This window comes from Streptomyces composti (assembly GCF_012034205.1).
GTDB classification, from domain to species: domain Bacteria; phylum Actinomycetota; class Actinomycetes; order Streptomycetales; family Streptomycetaceae; genus Streptomyces; species Streptomyces composti.
The window spans coordinates 18,333-40,469 of sequence record NZ_JAATEM010000044.1; the positions used below are offsets into that span (position 1 = coordinate 18,333).

Consider the following 22,137-nt stretch of genomic DNA (forward strand, 5'->3'; position numbering starts at 1 on the left):
CCGTTCCGCTCAGCGCGCGGCCGTCGCCGTCGCCCAGTGACACGCCACCTGAGCCGTGGCATCCCCGGTCAGCATCTCCAGGTCCCGCGTCCGGCAGGCCTCCGCCACGCCGGCCCGCTCCGCCTCGCCGCTCGCCAGGATCTGGCAGCGGGCGTGGAAGCGGCAGCCCGAGGGGACGCGGGAGGGGTCCGGGGGCTCGCCGGTGAGCACCACCGGGTCGCCGGGAGCCTCCGGGAGCACCGAGAGCAGCGCCTGTGTGTAGGGATGCCGCGGAGTGGTCAGCACCTGCTCCACCGGGCCCGTCTCGACGATCCGGCCCAGATACATCACCGCCACCCGGTCGGCGATGTTCCAGGCCAGCCCCAGATCGTGCGTGACGACCAGCGCGGACAGGCCCAGTTCTCCGCGCAGCCGCAGGAGCAGCGCCAGGATCTCGCCGCGCACCGAGGCGTCCAGGGAGGCCACCGGCTCGTCGGCGACGAGGAGTTCGGGCTCCAGGACCAGCGCACCCGCGATCACCACGCGCTGGCGCTGGCCGCCGGACAGCTCGTGCGGATAGCGCAGGAAGAAGCGCTCGGGCGGCCGCAGCCCGGCCCGCGACAGCGCCTGCGCCACGGCCGCCTGCTCGTCACCGCCGTGGCCGTGGATGCGCAGCCCTTCGGCCACCGCGTCGTACACCGTGTGCCGGGGGTTGAGCGAGCCGCTCGGGTCCTGCAGCACCAGCTGCACCCGCTTGCGGTAGGCCTTCAGGGAGCGCCCTGAGTACTCCAGCGGCCGCCCGTCGAAGATGACGCTGCCCCGGGTCGGCGTGACGAGCCCCAGCAGGGTGCGGGCCAGCGTCGTCTTCCCGCAGCCGGACTCACCGACCAGGGCGACGATCTCGCCGGGCCGGATGTCGAGATCGACACCGTCCACGGCACGGGCGGCCGGCGCGCCGTGCCGCCCGGGGAACGTGACATGCACACCCTGCGCACTCAGCAGGGCGGTCCCGGTCCCGGGCTGCGTGCCGTGGTCGGTGGCGGGGGAGAGGGTCATGACGCGCTGTGCCTCGCTTCCTCACTGGCCCGCACGGCCTCGGGTTCCGTTCCGTCGCCGGGTTCCGTTGCGTCGCCGGAGCCGGCGGCCCCGGCTGTGTTCCCGGGCCCGGGCTCGGGCTCGGGCCCACCGTCATCGTTCGAGCCGACCCGTACGCAGGCGGCCCGCCAGTCCGGGCCCGCCTCGCGCAGGGGCTGGTCCTCCGTCGCGCAGGAGTCGAGAGCCACCGGGCAGCGGGGGTGGAACGTGCAGCCGGCGGGCAGGGCCGCCGGGTCCGGGGGATCGCCGGGCAGGCCGCGTGGGGCGAAGCGGGAGGACGGGTCGCCGATGCGCGGGAACGCGGCGGACAGGGCACGGGCGTACGGGTGCCGGGCGGACTCGTAGACCTGGCCGGCGGGACCCTCCTCGACCACCCGGCCCGCGTACATCACCGCGAGCCGGTCGCAGGTGTCGGCGAGCACCGCCAGATCGTGACTGATCATGATGAGGCCCACGCCCTGGTCCGCCACCAGCTGCTCGATCAGCCGCAGGATCTGCGCCTGGATCATCACATCGAGCGCGGTGGTCGGCTCGTCCGCGATGATCAGCCGCGGATCGCAGGCGAGCGCCATCGCGATCATCACCCGCTGCCGCTGGCCGCCGGACAGCTCGTGCGGGTAGGCCGACGCACGGGCCGCCGGAAGACCGACCTGCTCCAGCAGCTCCCCGGTCCGCTTCCGGGCCGTTGCCGCCGTCGCCCGGCCGTGCAGCAGGATCGGCTCGGCGATCTGGTCGCCGATGCGGTGCACGGGGTTGAGGGAGTGCATCGCCCCCTGGAAGACGATCGAGGCACCGGCCCAGCGCACCGCACGCACCCGGCCCCACTTCATGGCCAGCACGTCCTCGCCGTCCAGCAGGATCTTCCCGCCGACCCGGGTGCCCGCCGGCAGCAGCCGCAGCAGCGCCAGCGCGAGCGTGGACTTGCCGCAGCCCGACTCGCCCGCGATCCCGAGCTTCCGGCCGGCCTCGAGACGCAGGTCGACTCCGCGCACGGCCGCCGCGCCGCCCGCGTACGTCACCGTCAGATCCCTGACGTCGAGCAGAGTCACCGCGACACCCCCAGCCTCGGGTTGAGGACCTGCTCCACGGCCCGCCCGCACAGCGTGAACGCCAGCGCCACCACCGCGATGGCGACACCCGGCGGCACCAGATACCACCAGTGGCCGGAGCTCACCGCTCCCGCCTCCCGTGCGTCCTGCAGCAGCGCGCCCCAGGAGACGACCGACGGGTCGCTGAGCCCGAGGAAGGCGAGCGTCGCCTCGGCCAGGATCGCCGCGGAGATGATCAGGGTCGTCTGCGCAAGGACCAGCGGCATCACATTGGGCAGCACATGCCGGGACATGATGTGCCAGTGGCCGCCGCCCAGCGCCCGCGCCCGCTCGATGTACGGCCGGGTCTCCACCGCCAGGGTCTGCGCGCGCACCAGCCGGGCGGTGGTCGGCCAGGTGGTCACCCCGATCGCCACGATGATGGTGAGCAGCGAGCGCGGCATCACCGTGGCCAGCGCGATCGCCAGCACCAGCGTGGGCATCACCAGGAACCAGTCGGTGATCCGCATCATCACCGTGGCGTACCAGCCCTTGAAGTGCCCCGCCGTCACCCCGATCAGCGTGCCGATCGCCACGGACAGCACCGCGGCGAGCAGCCCGACCAGCAGCGACACCCGGGCGCCCCAGATCACCAGACCGAGCAGGTTCCGCCCGAACCGGTCGGTGCCGAAGGGGAATTCGGCGCTCGGCTCCTCCAGCGGTCCGCCGGGCGCGTCGGTCACGTTGTCGACGTCGGAGCCGACCAGCAGCGGGGCGGTCAGCGCCAGCAGCGCGAACAGCAGCAGCGCGCCCAGGCCGAAGAGCCCGGCCCGGTGCGTGCGGTACTGGCGCCAGAAGCGCGCGACCGAGGCCCGGCGCCGCCGCCAGGCCAGCGCCCGCGGCCGCACCGCCACGGGGACCTGCTCGGCCTGCTGTTTCGTCGTGCCGTTCTCGGTCGTGGTCATCGGCCCACCCGGGGGTCGAGCAGCGGATAGATCAGATCGGCCAGGGTGTTCATCACGATCACCGCGGCGGCGAACACGAAGAACAGCCCCTGCACCAGCGGCAGATCGGGCACGCTGAGCGCCTGGTAGAAGAGCCCGCCGAGGCCCGGCCAGGAGAACACCGTCTCCACCAGGATCACCCCGGCCACCGTGCGGCCCAGATTGATGAAGATCAGCGTCACGGTCGGCAGCAGCGCGTTCGGCACGGCGTGACGCCGCCGCACCAGGTCGTCGCGCAGCCCTTTGGCGCGGGCGGTGGTCAGATAGTCGCTGCCCATCTCGTCGAGCAGCGCCGACCGGGTCACCAGCAGCGTCTGCCCGTACTCGACGGCCACCAGCGTCACCACCGGCAGGATCAGATGGTGGGCCACGTCCAGGACGTAGGCGAAGCCCTCCTCGCCGCCCGACTCCATGCCGCCGGTGGGGAACAGCCCCGGCAGCGGCCCGACGCCCACCGACAGCGTGACGATCAGCAGCAGCCCGAGCCAGAAGGACGGGACCGAGTACAGGGTCAGCGCCAGACCGGTGTTGAGCCGGTCGCCGAGCCGCCCGTGCCGCCACGCCGACCGCGTCCCCAGGAAGATCCCCAGCAGGGTGTACAGGACGAACGCCGTGCCGGTGAGCAGCAGCGTGTTCGGCAGCGCCTCCATGATCTTGTCGATCACCGGGGCGTTGAACTGGTACGAGGTTCCCAGATCGCCGGTGAGGGCCTTGCCGCAGTAGTCGGTGAACTGCTGCCACAGCGGCAGGTCGAGCCCGAACTGTTCGCGGTAGTGGGCCAGTTGTTCGGCCGAGACCTGCCGTCCCCCGGTCATGAACTTCACCGGGTCGCCGGGGATCAGCCGGAACAGGAAGAAGCTGGTGACGAGCACGGCGAGCAGCGACACCGCCGCGCCCGCCAGCTTGCCCGCCACATACCGCAGATACGCGGTGGTGGTGCGGGCCCGCGGCCCGCGGGGCGCCGCCGGCCCGTCCGTCACCGGACCGGCGGCACCCTGCTTCTCGACCGGTGCGGACGCCGCATCGGCGGTCATCGGCACCCCCGCACGCTACTCACGGTCATCGGCCGTCGCCCGGCGCCGCATCGCGAGGAACACACCCAGCCCGGCGAGGACCACGACACCCGCCACGATCCCGATGACCACCCCGGCCGAGGAGGAGTCGTCCGAGGAGTCGCCGGAGTCCGCCGGCACCGCCGACCACCAGCTCCAGTAGCCGTCCTGGCCGTAGATGTTGCCCGCCTTGGCCGGCATGGTGGTGATCGACTTGATCTGGTCGGTGCGGTACGCCTCGACCGCGTTCGGATACGCCATGACGTTCATGTACCCGAGGTCGTACAGCCGCGACTCCATCTGCTTGACGATGTCCGCCCGTTTGGTCGGGTCGTACTCCGCGAGCTGCTCGGCGTAGAGCTCGTCGTACTTCTTGTCGCAGATGAAGTTGTCGGTCGCGCCGGTGTCCTTGGGCGTGGCGGGCAGCGCGGCGCAGGTGTGGATCGACAGCACGAAGTCGGGGTCCGGGTTGACCGACCAGCCGTCGAAGGCCAGGTCGTACTCACCGGCCAGCCAGGGATCGGTCACATTGTCCAGGCACTTGAGGGTGACCCCGATGCCGAGCTTGCCCCACCACTCCTGCAGATACTTGCCGATCGCCTTGTCGTTCGGGTCGGTGGCGTGGCACAGCACCCGGTAGTTGACCGGCTTGCCGTCCTTGCCGACCCGCCTGCCGTCCGCGTTCTTCTTGAGGCCGGCCTGGTCGAGCATCCGGGCCGCCTCCTCCGGGTCGTAGGTCAGCTCCTGGTCGGGCGACGGCTTCCAGAAGTACTGCGAGAAGCGCGGCGGGATGTAGCCGGCGCCCTCCACGGCGTGGCCCTGGAAGACCTTGTCGATGATGGCCTTGCGGTCCACCGCCTTGAACAGGGCGTTGCGCACCCGCTGGTCGAGCAGCGAGGGATGCCCGTCACCCATCTTCTCGCCGTTCTTCGCCTTGGCGCCCGGGTTGGTGGCCAGCGCGTAGAAGCGGCGGCCCGGGGCGTCGTTGACGTGGATGTTCTTCTCGCCCTTCAGCGAGGCCGCCTGAGCGGGCGTCAGCGACGGTGAGCCGGCGACGAACGACACCTCGCCCTTGCGAAGGGCCGACACCGCCGCGTCCTGGTCCTTGTAGTAGCGGAAGACCAGCTCGTCGAACTTCGGCGCACCGCGCCAGAAGTCCTTGTTGGACTTCAGCCGCACATAGCTGTCGGGCTTGTAGTCGGTGAGGATGAACGGCCCGTTGCCGACGATCGGGAAGTCCTTGTCATTGTTGAACTTCGAGAAGTCGTCGACCTTCTCCCACACATGCTTGGGCACGATCGGCACGTCCAGCGCCGTCATCGTGGCCTGAGGCTTCTTCAGCTTGATGACCAGCTTGGTCGGGCTGGGCGCGGTGACCTTCTCGAAGTTGCCGACGAAGCTGCCGTTGGCGGTGGCGGCGCCCTCGTCGGTCATCATCTTGTTGAACGTCCAGGCCGCGTCCTCGGCGGTGGCCTGCTTGCCGTCCGACCACTTGGAGTTGGAGCGGATCGTGTACGTCCAGGTCAGCTTGTCGGGGGAGGACTCCCACTTGGTGGCCAGCCCCGGGATGACGTGGTTGTCCTTGGGGTCGTAGTTGGTCAGGTACTCGTAGGTGAGCCGGTGGATGCTCGTGCTGAGCAGCCGTACCGCCAGGAACGGGCTGAGCGAGTCGACGCTCTGCGCCACCGCGACCGTCAGCACCTTCTTGCCGTCGTCGGCCGCACGGGCCTGCTCCGGCGCCGGGTTGAGCGGGGTCGCGAGCCCGGCGGTGAGGGTGAGTGCGGCGGCACCGGCCGCCGCGACGAGCCGGAAGCGGCCGGGGCTGCGCCCCGTGCGCCGTTGATCGCCGTACCGATCGTTCGTGTCCATAGGGTCGCTGACCTCGCGTCATCGCTCGCACGGATGGGACGGGTTGATCAGATGAGTGTTGAGTGTGTCTATCAGCGTCATCTGAACGCGTCAACGGCGTGTGCACCCCATGTGGCCTGCGGAAATAACGAATTGGCGAGCTTTTGACGCCCAATGGTCGAGACCACTGACGCGCTCCTGGCCAGGGGGTGGCGGCCGATTTCGACCCATCCGCACGAAGGGCGCCGTACACGACGATCGGCCCCATGAGAGGGGCCGATCGTGTGATGTGCCGATGTATGTGATTGACGTGCCGGGCGGGCCGTCCCGGCGCGTGCCGCCGCTACTGCTCCGGCGAGGGCGGCGGAGTCTGCGGTGCCTGCGGTGCCTGCCCCGGCTGCTGCGGATAGGGCTGCTGGGCGGGTGGCTGCTGCGGGTAGCCCTGCCCCGGCTGGGGCTGGGCCTGCGGGGGCACGCCCGGCTGCTGCGGCTGCTGCGGCTGCTGGGGGTACGGGCCGGGCTGGCCCGGGTACGGCGGCTGACCCTGCGCCGGCGGCTGGCCCGGGCCCGGCTGGCCCTGTGCGGGTGGCCGGCCACCGGGGAAGGGCTGACCCGGCATCGGCTGGCCGGGCACACCCTGGCCGGGGAGCGGCTGGCCCGGCAGCGGCGGGGCGGCGACCGGCGGCGGGTTGCCGTCGGAGGTCCACAGCCCGTGCGACTGCTGATGGCGCACGAAGTCCTCGGCGACCATGGCCGCCAGGTTGAAGTACGCCTCCCGCACCTTCGGCCGCATCATGTCGAGGTCGACCTCCGCGCCCGCGGCCAGATGCTCGTCGAACGGCACCACGACCACGCCCCGGCACCGCGTCTCGAAGTGCGACACGATGTCCTCGACCTTGATCATCTTGCCGGTCTCGCGCACCCCGGAGATCACGGTGATCGACCGCGAGACCAGCTCCGCGTAGCCGTGCGCCGACAGCCAGTCCAGCGTCGTACTGGCGCTGCTCGCACCGTCCACCGACGGCGTGGAGATGATGATGAGCTGGTCGGCGAGGTCCAGCACGCCGCGCATGGCGCTGTACAGCAGACCCGTGCCGGAGTCGGTCAGGATGATCGGGTACTGCTTGCCGAGCACGTCGATGGCGCGCCGGTAGTCCTCGTCATTGAACGTGGTGGACACGGCCGGGTCCACGTCGTTGGCGATGATCTCGAGACCGGAGGGCGCCTGCGAGGTGAACCGCCGGATGTCCATGTAGGAGTTGAGGTACGGGATCGCCTGGACGAGGTCACGGATCGTCGCCCCCGTCTCGCGCCGCACACGGCGGCCCAGGGTGCCGGCGTCCGGGTTCGCGTCGATCGCCAGGATCTTGTCCTGCCGCTCCGAGGCGAGCGTCGCACCGAGCGCGGTGGTGGTCGTCGTCTTGCCCACACCGCCCTTGAGGCTGATCACCGCGATGCGGTAGCAGGACAGCACCGGTGTGCGGATCAGCTCGAGCTTCCGCTGCCGCTCGGCCTCCTCCTTCTTGCCGCCGAGCTTGAAGCGCGAACCGCCCACCGGACGGCTGCTCTTCGCCTTCTGCTTCTTGCTGTTGAGCAGCCGGTCCGACGACAGCTCCACCGCGGCCGTGTAACCGAGCGGCGCGGCCTGCGGGTTGGTCGGCTGCCGCTGATCGTGCTGCATCGGCTGCGGCCAGGCGGCGCCGAGCCGCGGGTCCACGGGCGGCTGCGGCTGTCCCTGCGGCGGCACACCGGGCTGCGGCTGCGCAGGCGCACCCGGCTGCGACGCCGACGGCTGCGCCTGCGGCGCGGGCTGCTGGAGCGGGAAGCCGTAGCCGTTGCCGGGCCCGGCCGCAGGCGCACCGGGAGCACCGGGTGTACCGGGAGCGCCGGGAGCACCGGGTGTACCGGGGTGCGGGAAGCCGTAACCGGCCTGCGGGGCCTGTGGGTTCGGCTGCTGTGCCGACGGCTGCGGCTGGGACTGCGCCTCCGGCTGAGGAGCGGACTGCTGCGCCGGTGCCTGCCCCTGCGGTGCCTCAGGAGTCTGGGCCGCCGCCGGCTGCGGGAAGCCGTAGCCGCCCTGGGCGTCCGGCGCGGGGGCGGAGCCCGGCTGCGGGAAGCCGTAGCCGGCCGGCTGCTGCGCCGCGGTCGGGGGCGGCGTCTGGCCACCCGGCGTGCCCCACGGTGCCGCCGCCGGCTGCGGAGCCTGCGGCTGGGCGGGCGGCTGCTGCGCCGCGGCGGACTGGTCCTGGGCAGCGGGCTGCTGGGGCTGGGGCTGCGGCGTGGGTGCCTGCGGGGGCACACCCGGCTGCTGGCCCGGCTGGGCGGGCGGCTGCTGCGGGAAGCCGTAACCGCCGGGCTGTGCCGGGGGCTGCGCGGGCGGCCACTGGGCCGCGGGCGGCGGGGCGGCCGGGTACCCGGGCGGCACCGGCGGTGCGCCCTGCGGCACCGGGGGAGTCCAGGCGGGCGGGGCGGCGTCCTGCGGCCCCTCGCCGCCGGGAGCGTCGGTAGGCGCGGCGCCGTCCGACGGCTTGGCGTCCTCGGGCCCGGCGTCCTCGGGTTCGGGTGCCGCCGGCGCGGCGTCGGCGGGCGTGGCGTCGGCCGGCGGCGCCGCGTCATCGGGGGCGGAGTCCGCGGGTACGGCATCCGCAGGCACGGCGTCCTGCGGCTCGTCCGCGCGAGCCGCGTCCTCGGGCCCGGCCGGCCCGGCCACCGCACCCTCGGCGCTCTCGGTGCTCTCGCCGGAGGCGGCCTCCCCCTGGGAGGCATCCGTGTCCGCTGCCGCGCCACCCTCGGCATCGGCATCGGCATCGGCGTCGGCAGCGGTCTCGGCTTCCGGCGCCTCCGGCCGGCTCTCCGCGTCTGCGCCGTCCCCGGAGTCCCTCCCCGCTGCCGGGGCGTCCTCCGCCGAGGCGTCCGTCCCACCGGAGCCCTCGTCGTCCCGCTCCGCCTCGGCTCCCGGAACCTCCGAGCCCTCGCCGCCGGCGTCAGCAGTGCTGCCGTCCGCATCACCGGGCTCGGCCGCGGCCCCGGTGCCGGCCTTGTCCTCGGCCGGAACGCCGGCGTCCTCGGCCTCGCCGTCCCCGGACGTGCTCTTCTCGGCCGCCGCCTCGGCGTCCCTCCGCTCGAACTCCCGCTTCAGCGCGGCGGCGGAGAACCGGATGGTGGCACCGCTCTCCAGGTCGCCGCTGCCGGGATCGGCCGGTCCGGGCTCGGCCCCGGCGGCCGGGGCCTCCGGCGCCGACGGGGACGACGAAGACCCCCCGTTCATCTGACCCTCCCCCTGCGGCTGCTGCGGTTCGAACCCCACCGGCAGCTTGGGCACGACCCCCGGCACCCCGGGAGGCGGCGCGGGCGGAGTGAAGGGTGCACCGGAAGCGGGCGCGGGCGCGGGCGGAGTGAAAGGCGCCCCCGGCGCCGGACTCACGGCAGGCTCCGGGGCGCCCATCGCGGGCGGTGGCGTCGGCCCCGGGACGGGCGGCACCGCGGGGGCCGGCTCGGCGCTGTCCGCAGGGGACGGGGCGGCGTCGGCGGCAGGCTCCGCAGGCGCTCCGGGCACGGACTCCGAAGCCTCCCCCGCGGCGGAGACGGACGAGCCCTCCGACGCCGGCGATCCCGAGGCGTTCTGCGTGTACCAGGCCGGCGGCGCGTAGTCGATGGTGAACTCGCCCGTCGCCTCGACGGCGGACTCCGCGTCGGGCTGGTCATCGCCGGGTGTCGCCCAGCCCCCGCGGATCCCGTCCCGATCGCTGCTCACAGTTCCTCCTGGTGTGGTCGAGCACCTGCGCGCCGCGCCGTGCGACCAGCGTCTTGTCGTCGTCGGAAGTTGTTCGAGGGTGCCGCGTGGTCGTCTCGTCCGATGGCAGGACCGACCGCGCCCGATCCCACCCTAGTCACCACTTCAGGCGCACCGGCAGGCCCGTCACAGCCCCATCACAGCCCCGGGAACGGCCACGGACCTTGTCAACACCCCACCACTGCTGGGCACAAGACAGGGGAGAACCGGACAAGAACCGTCATACCGCACCCAACTTCGGGCGTCTTGCGGTGCTTTGCCGTCAGCCCAGTTCGCGCAGCGTGCGCTCACGCGCGCCGGAAGCGGTGTCGAGGCATGCCTTCCGCAGCGACCCGCGCACCGCGGGGCCGAGCCCCACGGCCTTCCCCCGGAGGTCGGCCATGACGGCACTCTGCTCCTCGAGCGAGGCGTGCTGGCCGAGCAGCATCCGCCGCCAGGTGCCGACGAGACGGTTCACCGGGTCCTTCGCCCGGGCCGCACGAGCCGAGCGCTCACCGGCGTTCCCCGTCAGCCCCTTGATGACGTCGTGGTCCCACCGGGCGGTGTCCTCCTCCACGCCGTCGTGCCGGACATCGGCGGCCACCGCGTCCCACACGCCGAGCGTGCGTGCGTTCCGCCCCGCGGCGGCGTCCAGGCCGGCGTCACCGGCGCCGGGGCCGGCTGCGACCAGGCCCTCCGCCGCCCGGCGGGTCGCCGCCTGCCGCAGGGCGACATAGGCCGCGGGCTCCTCGGACAGCACCCGCACGACCCGCAGCAGCGCGGTGCGCGGTACGGACATGTGCACACCCTCGTCGTCCCGCCACGCCGGCTCGGCGGGCGGGCCCTTGAAGGCGTACTCCGTGCTGCGCACCCCGAGGATGGCCTCCGTGTCCGCCGGGTAGTCGGCCAGAGCCTCCGCGAGCGGCGTGAACAACCGCCGGCTCACCCGCCCGCCCGGCCGCTGCAGCTCCTCGTCGACCGCGACGAGGACGTCCTTCATCGCCTGCGCCTGCCGCAGCGAGTGGCGCCCCTGCTCCGGCCCCGTCGTCGCCTTCTTGATCTCCGCACCCAGCCGGGCACAGCCCAGGCCGCTGTCGTGGGCCTCGCCCAGGGCGGCACGGACGCGCTCGTTCCGCAGCAGGCCCGCGCATCCCCCGTCGCCGCCCTCCGGCCCGAACAGGGCCCACGCTCCCGCGCCGCCGGCCAGCACGCAGCACAGCACTGCCGCCGTCACGGCGGCCGGACGCCGGCGCCGGAAAGCCGGGGAAGCCGGGGAAGCCGGTGAAGCCGTACCGGGCATGTTCGTCCTCACTGGGGCCTGCTGGGATCTGCTGGGGGCCCTGCTCAGCGGGAGGCGCGGTGCAGCCGGGGCTCCGGCGTTCGCCCGGCGTCTCGCCACGAGCCGGACACGCGTCGCCCGGGAGGCGAGGTCACCTCCCGGGCGCGCGGCGGTCGCTCGGATCAGGAGCTCTGCGACGAACCCTCCTGCGTCTCCTGCGCCTCCTGCGGCGCGGTCTCCGGCGAGTCGCCCGGCGGCTTCAGGTCGAACTCGCCGTCCCGCGCCCCCAGCACGAAGGCCCGCCACTCGGCCTCCGTGTAGCGCAGCACCGTGTCGTGGTCGAGCGAGGACCGCATGGCCACCGCGCCGCCGGGCAGGTACGCGATCTCCACCCGTTCCTCGTCCGGCGAGGTGCCGGGCGGGCCGTGCCACTCGACCCCGGAGATGTCGAGGGCGTACAGCTCGTCTCTCTCCCGCTCCTTGCGCGCCTTGATCTCCTCTGCCGTCTCCGCCATGCCGCAGCGACCCCTTCCGACGTACCCGGATACCTCATGTATCCGGTACCTCATGTATCCGGCCGTACCGATCGTCCGAGCGTCACCCTAGTGGCGGTGCCCGTCCCACCTGGGCGGTTTTGCCGAGCCGTGGACCAAGCGGCAAGAAGGGCCCCCGCCGCCTGGTACCCTGAGTGACGGCCGTTTGTGTACGCACCACCGGAGCACCTGCTCTGGAGGTCGCGCCCAGCGGATCCCCGCCTTCCGAGTCATGGAAGCTCCCCCGAGAAGCAGACCGGGGGCACTCGGTGGCCACTCACAGATCACGAGGAGTACGAGTGTCGCTCGACGCCGCTACGAAGAAGCAGATCATCGCCGAGTTCGCGACCAAGGAGGGTGACACCGGCTCCCCCGAGGTCCAGGTCGCTCTCCTGTCCCGTCGGATCTCCGACCTGACGGAGCACCTCAAGACCCACAAGCACGACCACCACTCCCGCCGTGGTCTGCTGATCCTGGTCGGTCAGCGCCGCCGGCTGCTGCAGTACCTGGCCAAGAAGGACATCCAGCGCTTCCGCACGCTGGTCGAGCGCCTGGGCATCCGCCGCGGCGCGGCGGGCGCCAAGTAGGACGCCGTGAAGGGAGCGGTTCCCTGAGTCAGGGGGCCGCTCCCTTTGCTGTACGGCAGTGCGGCCCGCGCGGCCGTACCGCTGTACGTGCGCAGTGTCACCGCTCCTTTGTAGTGTGGTAGCACAACGCAAGACGTACGACACCGCACGATCCGAGAACTTCAAGCATCCCCAGCATGAGGAGAGGCGCACCCAGCCGCCGCCGGTCCTCGGTAGTGGCCCCCGGGGAATCGACCCCGGGTGCTTCGATCGAAGACCGGCCCGCACACACGGCGCGCTTCTCCGCCCTCGTCCCCCTGCCACACGGGCAGCCGGGACGAAAGACGACAAAGTAACGGAGAAACCGCTAGTGGAGAACGAGACCCACTACGCCGAGGCCGTCATCGACAACGGCTCCTTCGGCACCCGCACCGTTCGCTTCGAGACGGGCCGCCTGGCCAAGCAGGCCGCCGGCTCCGCCGTCGCGTACCTGGACGACGACACCATGGTGCTGTCGGCCACCACCGCCTCCAAGAACCCCAAGGACCAGCTCGACTTCTTCCCCCTCACGGTGGACGTCGAGGAGCGGATGTACGCCGCCGGCAAGATCCCCGGCTCGTTCTTCCGCCGTGAGGGCCGTCCCTCCGAGGACGCCATCCTCACCTGCCGCCTGATCGACCGCCCGCTGCGCCCGTCCTTCAAGAAGGGCCTGCGCAACGAGATCCAGATCGTCGCCACGGTGATGGCGCTCAACCCCGACCACCTGTACGACGTGGTGGCGATCAACGCCGCCTCCGCGTCCACGCAGCTGGCCGGCCTGCCCTTCTCCGGCCCGATCGGCGGCGTCCGCGTCGCGCTGATCCGCGGCCAGTGGGTGGCCTTCCCGACGCACTCCGAGCTCGAGGAAGCCGTCTTCGACATGGTCGTCGCGGGCCGCACCCTGGAGGACGGCGACGTCGCGATCATGATGGTCGAGGCCGAGGCCACCGACAAGACGATCAAGCTCATCGAGGGCGGCGCCGAGGCGCCGACCGAGGAGGTCGTCGCCGCCGGCCTGGAGGCCGCCAAGCCCTTCATCCGGGTGCTCTGCAAGGCCCAGTCGGACCTCGCCGCCAAGGCCGCCAAGCCGGTCGCCGAGTTCCCGATCTTCCTCGACTACCAGGACGACGTCCTGGAGGCGCTCACCGCCGCCGTCAAGCCCGAGCTCGCCCAGGCGCTCACCATCGCCGGCAAGCAGGAGCGCGAGGCCGAGCTGGACCGCGTCAAGCAGCTCGCCGCCGAGAAGCTCCTGCCGGAGTTCGAGGGCCGCGAGAAGGAGATCTCCGCCGCGTACCGCGCGCTCACCAAGCAGCTGGTCCGCGAGCGCGTGATCAAGGAGAAGAAGCGCATCGACGGCCGCGGTGTCACCGACATCCGCACCCTGGCCGCCGAGGTCGAGGCCATCCCGCGGGTCCACGGCTCGGCGCTGTTCGAGCGCGGCGAGACCCAGATCCTGGGCGTCACCACGCTGAACATGCTGCGCATGGAGCAGCAGCTGGACACCCTCTCGCCGGTGACCCGCAAGCGCTACATGCACAACTACAACTTCCCGCCGTACTCCACTGGCGAGACCGGCCGCGTCGGCTCCCCGAAGCGCCGCGAGATCGGCCACGGCGCCCTCGCCGAGCGCGCTCTGCTCCCGGTCCTGCCGAGCCGCGAGGAGTTCCCCTACGCGATCCGCCAGGTGTCCGAGGCCCTCGGCTCCAACGGCTCGACGTCCATGGGCTCCGTCTGCGCCTCCACCATGTCGCTGCTGAACGCCGGTGTGCCGCTGAAGGCCCCCGTCGCCGGTATCGCCATGGGCCTGATCTCCCAGGAGATCGACGGCGAGACCCACTACGTCACCCTCACCGACATCCTCGGTGCGGAGGACGCGTTCGGCGACATGGACTTCAAGGTCGCCGGCACCAAGGAGTTCGTCACCGCCCTCCAGCTCGACACCAAGCTGGACGGCATCCCGGCCTCCGTCCTGGCCGCCGCCCTCAAGCAGGCCCGGGACGCCCGCCTCCACATCCTCGACGTGATGATGGAAGCGATCGACCGGCCGGACGAGATGTCCCCCAACGCGCCGCGGATCATCACCGTGAAGATCCCGGTCGACAAGATCGGCGAGGTCATCGGCCCCAAGGGCAAGATGATCAACCAGATCCAGGAGGACACCGGCGCCGAGATCACCATCGAGGACGACGGCACCATCTACATCGGCGCCGCCGACGGCCCCTCCGCCGAGGCCGCCCGCGCCACCATCAACGGCATCGCCAACCCGACGATGCCCGAGGTCGGCGAGCGCTACCTGGGCACGGTCGTCAAGACCACCACCTTCGGTGCCTTCGTCTCCCTGCTGCCCGGCAAGGACGGTCTGCTGCACATCTCACAGATCCGCAAGCTGGCCGGCGGCAAGCGCGTGGAGAACGTCGAGGACGTCCTGGGCGTGGGCCAGAAGGTCCAGGTCGAGATCGCCGAGATCGACTCCCGCGGCAAGCTCTCCCTGATCCCCGTGATCGAGGGCGAGAACTCCGACGAGAACAAGGACGACGCCGCCAAGTGACGTCCCGTGGCTTCAAGGCGACGGCCCGCACCTCCCCGGAGGCGCGGGCCGTCGCCCGTACCCAAACGCTCATCAAGGGCGAGAACGGCATCGGCACGGTCCGCAAGACCACCCTCCCCGGCGGCCTGCGCATCGTCACCGAGACCCAGCCCACCGTCCGCTCCGCCACCTTCGGCATCTGGGCGCACGTCGGCTCCCGCGACGAGACCCCCTCGCTGAACGGCGCCACCCACTACCTCGAGCACCTGCTCTTCAAGGGCACCGCACGCCGCTCCGCACTGGAGATCTCCTCCGCCCTGGACGCGGTCGGCGGCGAGATGAACGCGTTCACCGCCAAGGAGTACACGTGCTACTACGCACGCGTGCTCGACAGCGACCTGCCGCTCGCCATCGACGTGGTGTGCGACATGCTCACCGGCTCGCTGATCCGCCAGGAGGACGTGGAGGTCGAGCGCGGCGCCATCCTCGAAGAGATCGCCATGACCGAGGACGACCCGGGCGACTGTGTGCACGACCTGTTCGCGCACACCATGTTCGGCGACAACCCCCTCGGCCGCCCCGTCCTCGGCACCGTAGACACGGTCAACGCCCTCACCGCCGAGCGCATCCGCCGCTTCTACAAGAAGCACTACGACCCCACCCACCTGGTCGTCGCCTGCGCGGGCAACATCGACCACAACAAGGTCGTACGCCAGGTCCGCGCCGCCTTCGAGCAGGCCGGCGCCCTCAAGGACCCGGACGCCCAGCCGATCGCCCCCCGCGGCGGCAGCCGCGCCCTGCGCACCGCCGGACGTGTCGAACTGGTCGACCGCAGCACCGAGCAGGCGCACATCGTGCTCGGCATGCCCGGCCTGGCCCGCACCGACGAGCGCCGCTGGGCCCTCGGTGTGCTGAACACCGCCCTCGGCGGCGGCATGTCCTCCCGCCTCTTCCAGGAGGTCAGGGAGAAGCGCGGCCTCGCCTACAGCGTGTACTCCTACACCTCCGGATTCGCCGACTGCGGCCTGTTCGGCGTGTACGCGGGCTGCAGGCCCTCCCAGGTGCACGACGTGCTGAAGATCTGCCGCGACGAGCTCGACCAGGTCGCCGAGCACGGACTGCCGGACGACGAGATCGAGCGCGCCATCGGCCAGCTCCGGGGCTCCACCGTCCTCGGCCTGGAGGACACCGGCGCGCTGATGAACCGCATCGGCAAGAGCGAGCTGTGCTGGGGCGAGCAGATGTCGGTCGACGACATGCTGGCCCGGATAACGTCCGTCACCCCGGACGACGTGCGCGCGGTCGCCCGCGACATCCTGGGCCGGCGCCCCTCCCTGTCGGTCATCGGCCCGCTGAAGGACAAGCAGGCCGCCCGCCTGCACGAGGCCGTCGCCTGACCCACCCCGGCAATCCCCCGGCAACCCCCTCCGGTAAGGAAGCAACACAGATGAGCAAGCTGCGCGTGGCGGTCCTCGGTGCCAAGGGCCGGATCGGATCCGAGGCGGTCAAGGCGATCGAGGCCGCCGAGGACATGGAACTGGTGGCCGCCCTCGGCCGGGGCGACAAGCTGGAGACGCTCGTCGAGTCCGGCGCTCAGGTCGCGGTGGAGCTGACCACGCCCGCCTCGGTCATGGGCAACCTCGACTTCTGCGTGCGGCACAACATCCACGCGGTCGTCGGCACCACCGGCTGGACCGACGAGCGCCTCGCCCAGCTCAAGGGCTGGCTCGAGCTCTCCCCGCAGACGGGCGTGCTGATCGCTCCCAACTTCTCCATCGGCGCCGTGCTGACCATGAAGTTCGCGCAGATCGCCGCCCCGCTGTTCGAGTCCGTCGAGGTCGTCGAGCTGCACCACCCCAACAAGGCCGACGCCCCCTCCGGCACCGCCACGCGCACCGCCCAGCTCATCGCCGAGGCCCGTCGCGCCGCCGGCTCCCCGCCCGCTCCGGACGCCACGGTCACCGCCCTGGACGGGGCCCGCGGCGCCGACGTGGACGGCGTCCCGGTGCACGCGGTGCGCCTGCGTGGCCTGCTGGCCCACCAGGAGGTCCTGCTCGGCGGCGAGGGCGAGACCCTCACCATCCGCCACGACTCCCTGCACCACAGCAGCTTCATGCCGGGCATCCTGCTCGGCGTCCGCCGCGTCACCAGCACTCCGGGCCTGACCTTCGGCCTGGAGCACTTCCTCGACCTGAACTGAGCCCCGCCCCCGCCATGCGCGCCAAGATCTCCTACGCCCTCACGGCTGCCGTCCTGGTCGTCTACTTCGTCCTGGTCGGCAGCCGGGGTGTGCTCCTCATCGAGGCCGGCACGCCCGTCACCGTCGCCTTCGGCGTCGCGGTCCTGATCCTGCCGGTGATCGGGGTGTGGTTCCTGTGGAAGAACACCCAGTTCGTCCGGCAGGCCAACCGCCTCGCCGCCCAGCTCGAGGCCGAGGGCGGACTGCCCGTGGACGAGCTGAAGCGCCTGCCCAGCGGGCGCATCGACCGCGACTCCGCCGACGAGGTCTTCGCCCGCCGCAAGGCCGAGACCGAGGCCGCCCCCGACGACTGGCGCAGCTGGTTCCGGCTCGCCGTCGCCTACCACGACGCCCGCGACACCCCGCGCGCCCGCAAGGCCATGCAGCGTGCCATCGCCCTGCACCGGGAGAGCGCCGCCCGGTGAGCCCCGGCCCGCGCGGTGAGCCCCGGCCCACGTGGTGAGCCGCGGGCTCCGAACGGCGGGTCCGGCGCCGGGCACCGGGCTCCCGGCGGCGACCGGGCCCGGTCACACCCGGCGGTACTCCTCCGCCCAGGCCTCCACCGTGTCGGCCGCCCGGTCGAAGGCGAGCTCACGCCCCAGGAAGTCCGCGTTGTGCGTGGTCAGCAGCGGCGGCACCGCCTCCGCCCGGCCCCGCCGCGCCAGCAGCAGCGCCTGCCCCTGCACCATCCTCGGCAGCCCGAGCAGCCGCACCGGCTGCTGCACCGTCCGGACCGAGCCGACCTGGTCCCACGGCACCGTGCGCGTGCTGAAGAACACCACCTGCCGCAGGCCCCTGGCGCTCACCCACACACCCATCCGCAGCAGCCGCAGCGCCCCGGCGATGACGACCAGCGCGAGACCGAACACCACCCCGGCCGACGACAGCGACGCCGTCGCCGCGATGATCACCGCGGAGAACAGCACGAACGAGGCGAGCAGCAGCAACAGGGCCGCCACCCCCACCCGCCAGGGGCCCGGACGGTAGGGGCGCCGCCAGCGGTCGCGGTCCTCGTAGGGCAGCGGGACATCGTCCGCGGTGTCGAGCTCGCGGTCGGCCGTCAGAAAGGGCAGGGGCACGGCGGGTCCTCACTAGATCCATGTGATGGCTGTGCCCGGTGAGGCTACCGATCCGTTTCCTCGCTCACCAGCAGCCACCGCCCGGACCATGCCCGTTCCGTGGGTAAAGTGACGGCGCACAGGACCAGACGGGAAGGCCCCTCACACCGTGAACCCCGACGAAGACTTCAAGATCGAGTTCCGTAGCGACGTCACCGTCGAGCTGGTCAAACACAGCGCGGCGGACTCCGACGTACTGTTCGCGGCCCGTGTGTCCACCATCGGTGAGCAGTCCCTGGACGAGCTGCAGAAGGACCCGGAGCGCTCCAAGGGCCTGATCAACTACCTCATGCGGGACCGGCACGGCAGCCCGTTCGAGCACAACTCGATGACCTTCTTCATCAGCGCCCCGATCTTCGTCTTCCGCGAGTTCATGCGGCACCGGGTCGGCTGGTCGTACAACGAGGAGTCGGGACGCTACCGGGAGCTCCAGCCGGTCTTCTACGTCCCGGACGGCTCCCGCAAGCTGGTTCAGGAGGGCCGGCCCGGCAAGTACCGGTTCGTCGAGGGCACCCCCGAACAGCACCGGCTGGTCACCGAGTCCATGGAGGAGTCGTACCGCCAGGCCTACCGCACCTACCGGGAGATGCTCGCCGCCGGCATCGCCCGCGAGGTCGCCCGCTCGGTGCTCCCCGTCGGCCTGTACTCCACGATGTACGCCACCTGCAACGCCCGCTCGCTGATGCACTTCCTCGGCCTGCGCACCCAGCACGAGCTGGCCAAGGTGCCGTCGTTCCCGCAGCGGGAGATCGAGATGGTCGGCGAGAAGATGGAGGCCGAGTGGGCCCGGCTGATGCCGCTCACCTATGCGGCCTTCAACGCCAACGGACGTGTCGCACCGTAACCGGATCGGCCGGGCGACGTTTCCCACACCGGCACACATGTACGGATCAGCCGTGCGAAGTGTCCGTATTGCGGCACGTCGCGAAGTTTTCTAGCCTGATCAAACGGACCCGGTACTGCCTGAACCCCCGAGCAGGCAGTACCGGGCTCCCCATATGCACCACCTTGTCGCCTGCCCCGAGGGCAGACCCGGTCCTGAGCAACGAGTAGCGTGTTACCCATGGCTCCGACCTCCACTCCGCAGACCCCCTTCGGGCGGGTCCTCACCGCCATGGTCACGCCCTTCACGGCGGACGGCGCACTCGACCTCGACGGCGCACAGCGGCTCGCCACCCACCTGGTGGACGCAGGCAACGACGGCCTGATCATCAACGGCACCACCGGCGAGTCCCCCACCACCAGCGACGCGGAGAAAAGGGATCTCGTACGGGCGGTACTGGAGGCCGTCGGCGACCGCGCCCACGTGGTGGCCGGAGTCGGCACCAACGACACCCACCACAGCATCGAGCTGGCCCGCACCGCCGAGCGCACCGGCGCCCACGGCCTGCTGGTCGTCACGCCGTACTACAACAAGCCCCCGCAGGAGGGCCTGTACCGGCACTTCACGGCCATCGCCGACGCCACCGACCTGCCCGTCATGCTCTACGACATCCCCGGCCGCAGCGGTGTCCCGATCAACACCGAGACGATCGTCCGGCTCGCCGAGCACCCGAGGATCGTCGCCAACAAGGACGCCAAGGGCGACCTCGGCCGCGCCAGCTGGGCCATCGCCCGCTCCGGCCTCGCCTGGTACTCCGGCGACGACATGCTCAACCTGCCGCTGCTCTCCGTGGGCGCGGTCGGCTTCGTCTCCGTCGTCGGCCACCTGGTCACCCCCGAGCTGCGCGCCCTGGTCGAGGCGTACACCTCCGGCGACGTCCAGAAGGCCACCGAGATCCACCAGAAGCTGCTCCCGGTCTACACGGGCATGTTCCGCACCCAGGGCGTGATGACCACCAAGGCGGCCCTCACCCTGCAGGGCCTGCCCGCCGGACCCCTGCGGCCGCCCATGGCCGAGTGCACCCCGGAGGAGATCGAGCAGCTCAAGATCGATCTTGCCGCCGGCGGGGTACAGCTCTAGACAACAGACTTCGCGCGAGCGCTCGCGCACCGGACTCCACAACTGAATAGGCGGGCCACCGGTGCCCGCACCCCGTACGACAACTGCTTCTGCACGAACGTCACGCGCGCCACGTGCCCCACCGGTACGTGGCGCGCGTGGTTGAGGAGAGTCTTTTGAGTCATCCGCATCCTGAACTCGGCCCGCCCCCGCCGCTGGCCGACGGCGCCCTGCGCGTCACGCCACTCGGCGGCCTGGGCGAGATCGGCCGGAACATGACGGTCTTCGAATACGGCGGCCGCCTGCTGATCGTCGACTGCGGAGTGCTCTTCCCCGAGGAGGAGCAGCCCGGAATCGACCTGATCCTGCCGGACTTCTCGTCCATCCGGGACCGTCTCGACGACATCGAGGGCATCGTCCTCACCCACGGTCACGAGGACCACATCGGCGGCGTCCCCTTCCTGCTGCGTGAGAAGCCGGACATCCCGCTGATCGGCTCCAAGCTGACCCTCGCCCTGATCGAGGCGAAGCTCCAGGAGCACCGCATCCGTCCCTACACCCTGGAGGTGGCGGAGGGCCACCGCGAGCGCATCGGCCCCTTCGACTGCGAGTTCATCGCGGTCAACCACTCCATCCCGGACGCGCTCGCGGTCGCCGTGCGCACTCCCGCGGGCATGGTCGTCCACACCGGCGACTTCAAGATGGACCAGCTGCCGCTGGACAACCGCCTCACGGATCTACACGCGTTCGCCCGGCTGAGCGAGGAGGGCATCGACCTCCTCCTGTCCGACTCCACCAACGCGGAGGTCCCCGGCTTCACCCCGCACGAGCGCGACATCTCCAATGTGCTCCGCCAGGTGTTCGCCGGCGCCCGCAAGCGGATCATCGTGGCCAGCTTCGCCAGCCACGTCCACCGCATCCAGCAGATCCTGGACGCCGCCCACGAGTACGGCCGCCGGGTCGCCTTCGTCGGGCGCTCCATGGTCCGCAACATGGGCATCGCCCGCGACCTCGGCTATCTCAAGGTCCCCCCGGGCCTGGTGGTGGACGTCAAGAGCCTGGACGACCTGCCCGATCACGAGGTGGTCCTGGTCTGCACCGGCTCCCAGGGCGAGCCCATGGCCGCCCTGTCGCGCATGGCCAACCGCGACCACCAGATCCGGATCGTCGAGGGCGACACCGTGATCCTGGCGTCCTCCCTGATCCCGGGCAACGAGAACGCGGTCTACCGCGTCATCAACGGCCTCACCCGCTGGGGCGCCAACGTCGTCCACAAGGGCAACGCCAAGGTCCACGTCTCCGGCCACGCCTCCGCGGGCGAGCTGCTGTACTTCTACAACATCTGCCGCCCGCGCAACCTGATGCCGGTCCACGGCGAATGGCGGCACCTGCGGGCCAACGCGGAACTGGGCGCGCTGACCGGCGTCCCCCACGACCGCATCGTCATCGCCGAGGACGGCGTCGCCGTCGACCTGATCGAGGGCAAGGCCAAGATCTCCGGCAAGGTCCAGGCGGGCTACGTCTACGTCGACGGTCTCTCCGTCGGCGACGTCGGCGAGCCGGCCCTGAAGGACCGCAAGATCCTCGGCGACGAGGGCATCATCTCGGTCTTCGTCGTCCTCGACTCCTCGACCGGAAAGATCACCGGCGGTCCGCACATCCAGGCCCGCGGCTCCGGCATCGACGACTCGGCCTTCGGCGAGGTGATCCCGAAGATCACCGAGACGCTGGAGCGCTCCGCCCAGGACGGCGTCGTCGAACCGCACCAGATGCAGCAGCTCGTCCGCCGCACGCTGGGCAAGTGGGTCTCCGACACCTACCGGCGCCGGCCCATGATCCTGCCCGTCGTGGTGGAGGTCTGAGCCCCGCCTGACGGCCCGTCGGTCCGCCGGCAGGGCGCGAACTGGGAGCGGGGCGGCTCGATTTGCATCGAGCCGCCCCGCTCCAGTACGTTTACAACTCCTCCCGATCGGGCACCCGGCCACCTCGTGCGTCGGAGACAACCGCCCGGAGGGGGAGGGAAATCCGACTCAGAATCTCTGATAAAGTCGGGTGCGCCGGAAAGGGAATCGCGCAAGCGGAACCCGGAAAGGCACCGAGGAAATCGGATCGGCAA

The 22,137-nt window shown here is 71.4% G+C and carries 17 protein-coding genes; 8 read left to right on the forward strand and 9 right to left on the reverse strand.

Annotation, left to right across the window (positions count from 1 at the left end):
* Positions 1–9: 9 nt before the first annotated feature.
* The 8 genes from HCJ93_RS27490 to HCJ93_RS27525 form a co-directional block, all read right to left on the reverse strand.
* Positions 10–1,035, reverse strand: a complete 1,026-nt coding sequence (locus tag HCJ93_RS27490) for an ABC transporter ATP-binding protein (protein WP_167998529.1) — start codon at positions 1,033–1,035, stop codon at positions 10–12.
* Positions 1,032–2,123, reverse strand: a complete 1,092-nt coding sequence (locus HCJ93_RS27495) for an ABC transporter ATP-binding protein (protein WP_309141523.1) — start codon at positions 2,121–2,123, stop codon at positions 1,032–1,034. The genes HCJ93_RS27490 and HCJ93_RS27495 overlap by 4 nt, the downstream gene beginning before the upstream one ends.
* On the reverse strand, positions 2,120–3,067 hold the full coding sequence (locus tag HCJ93_RS27500) for an ABC transporter permease (RefSeq protein WP_167998530.1): 948 nt from the start codon (positions 3,065–3,067) through the stop codon (positions 2,120–2,122). Before HCJ93_RS27500 ends, HCJ93_RS27495 begins: the two co-directional genes overlap by 4 nt.
* Positions 3,064–4,140 (reverse strand): ABC transporter permease, encoded by a 1,077-nt coding sequence (locus tag HCJ93_RS27505; protein WP_167998531.1) that lies wholly within the window; start codon positions 4,138–4,140, stop codon positions 3,064–3,066. The genes HCJ93_RS27500 and HCJ93_RS27505 overlap by 4 nt, the downstream gene beginning before the upstream one ends.
* Before the next feature lie 15 nt (positions 4,141–4,155).
* Positions 4,156–6,027: an ABC transporter substrate-binding protein gene (locus HCJ93_RS27510; protein WP_167998532.1), complete on the reverse strand. Its 1,872-nt coding sequence runs from the start codon at positions 6,025–6,027 to the stop codon at positions 4,156–4,158.
* Between the two features lie 322 nt (positions 6,028–6,349).
* A complete protein-coding gene (locus tag HCJ93_RS27515) occupies positions 6,350–9,760 on the reverse strand; it encodes an SCO5717 family growth-regulating ATPase (protein WP_167998533.1) in 3,411 nt (1,136 codons plus the stop codon).
* A 301-nt stretch (positions 9,761–10,061) separates the two neighbouring features.
* Positions 10,062–11,012 carry a hypothetical protein gene (locus HCJ93_RS27520; protein ID WP_167998534.1) on the reverse strand — a complete coding sequence of 317 codons (951 nt, stop codon included), beginning with the start codon at positions 11,010–11,012 and terminating at the stop codon, positions 10,062–10,064.
* Between the two features lie 227 nt (positions 11,013–11,239).
* On the reverse strand, positions 11,240–11,572 hold the full coding sequence (locus HCJ93_RS27525) for a DUF397 domain-containing protein (protein ID WP_240967934.1): 333 nt from the start codon (positions 11,570–11,572) through the stop codon (positions 11,240–11,242).
* Positions 11,573–11,889: 317 nt separating this feature from the next.
* Between HCJ93_RS27525 and rpsO the strand changes: the two genes are divergently transcribed.
* The 5 genes from rpsO (at position 11,890) to HCJ93_RS27550 (ending at position 17,386) form a co-directional block, all read left to right on the forward strand.
* Positions 11,890–12,177: a 30S ribosomal protein S15 gene (gene rpsO, locus HCJ93_RS27530; RefSeq protein WP_167998535.1), complete on the forward strand. Its 288-nt coding sequence runs from the start codon at positions 11,890–11,892 to the stop codon at positions 12,175–12,177.
* A 349-nt stretch (positions 12,178–12,526) separates the two neighbouring features.
* Positions 12,527–14,743 (forward strand): polyribonucleotide nucleotidyltransferase, encoded by a 2,217-nt coding sequence (locus HCJ93_RS27535; protein WP_167998536.1) that lies wholly within the window; start codon positions 12,527–12,529, stop codon positions 14,741–14,743.
* Positions 14,740–16,119, forward strand: a complete 1,380-nt coding sequence (locus HCJ93_RS27540; protein WP_167998537.1) for a M16 family metallopeptidase — start codon at positions 14,740–14,742, stop codon at positions 16,117–16,119. The genes HCJ93_RS27535 and HCJ93_RS27540 overlap by 4 nt, the downstream gene beginning before the upstream one ends.
* A 50-nt stretch (positions 16,120–16,169) precedes the next feature.
* Positions 16,170–16,922 carry a 4-hydroxy-tetrahydrodipicolinate reductase gene (gene dapB / locus HCJ93_RS27545; protein WP_167998538.1) on the forward strand — a complete coding sequence of 251 codons (753 nt, stop codon included), beginning with the start codon at positions 16,170–16,172 and terminating at the stop codon, positions 16,920–16,922.
* Positions 16,923–16,936: 14 nt separating this feature from the next.
* Positions 16,937–17,386 (forward strand): tetratricopeptide repeat protein, encoded by a 450-nt coding sequence (locus HCJ93_RS27550; protein ID WP_167998539.1) that lies wholly within the window; start codon positions 16,937–16,939, stop codon positions 17,384–17,386.
* A gap of 102 nt (positions 17,387–17,488) precedes the next feature.
* Here the strand turns inward: HCJ93_RS27550 and HCJ93_RS27555 are convergent, their stop codons facing one another.
* On the reverse strand, positions 17,489–18,040 hold the full coding sequence (locus HCJ93_RS27555) for an SCO5741 family PH domain-containing membrane protein (RefSeq protein ID WP_167998540.1): 552 nt from the start codon (positions 18,038–18,040) through the stop codon (positions 17,489–17,491).
* 148 nt (positions 18,041–18,188) lie between these two features.
* Here HCJ93_RS27555 and thyX point away from each other — a divergent pair, with 148 nt between their 5' ends.
* The 3 genes from thyX (at position 18,189) to HCJ93_RS27570 (ending at position 21,883) form a co-directional block, all read left to right on the forward strand.
* Positions 18,189–18,923, forward strand: coding sequence for an FAD-dependent thymidylate synthase (gene thyX / locus HCJ93_RS27560; RefSeq protein ID WP_167998541.1), 735 nt, complete (start codon positions 18,189–18,191; stop codon positions 18,921–18,923).
* Positions 18,924–19,142: 219 nt separating this feature from the next.
* Positions 19,143–20,042, forward strand: coding sequence for a 4-hydroxy-tetrahydrodipicolinate synthase (dapA, locus tag HCJ93_RS27565; RefSeq protein ID WP_167998542.1), 900 nt, complete (start codon positions 19,143–19,145; stop codon positions 20,040–20,042).
* A gap of 155 nt (positions 20,043–20,197) precedes the next feature.
* A complete protein-coding gene (locus HCJ93_RS27570) occupies positions 20,198–21,883 on the forward strand; it encodes a ribonuclease J (RefSeq protein ID WP_167998543.1) in 1,686 nt (561 codons plus the stop codon).
* Positions 21,884–22,137 lie beyond the last annotated feature (254 nt).

Bases quoted from the DNA above. Each gene is read 5' to 3' on its own strand.
- HCJ93_RS27505 (WP_167998531.1), bottom strand. From the start codon at position 4,140: ATGACCGCCGATGCGGCGTCCGCACCGGTCGAGAAGCAGGGTGCCGCC.
- dapB (WP_167998538.1), top strand. From the start codon at position 16,170: ATGAGCAAGCTGCGCGTGGCGGTCCTCGGTGCCAAGGGCCGGATCGGA.
- HCJ93_RS27510 (WP_167998532.1), bottom strand. From the start codon at position 6,027: ATGGACACGAACGATCGGTACGGCGATCAACGGCGCACGGGGCGCAGC.
- dapA (WP_167998542.1), top strand. From the start codon at position 19,143: ATGGCTCCGACCTCCACTCCGCAGACCCCCTTCGGGCGGGTCCTCACC.
- HCJ93_RS27500 (WP_167998530.1), bottom strand. From the start codon at position 3,067: ATGACCACGACCGAGAACGGCACGACGAAACAGCAGGCCGAGCAGGTC.
- HCJ93_RS27490 (WP_167998529.1), bottom strand. From the start codon at position 1,035: ATGACCCTCTCCCCCGCCACCGACCACGGCACGCAGCCCGGGACCGGG.
- HCJ93_RS27550 (WP_167998539.1), top strand. From the start codon at position 16,937: ATGCGCGCCAAGATCTCCTACGCCCTCACGGCTGCCGTCCTGGTCGTC.
- HCJ93_RS27525 (WP_240967934.1), bottom strand. From the start codon at position 11,572: ATGGCGGAGACGGCAGAGGAGATCAAGGCGCGCAAGGAGCGGGAGAGA.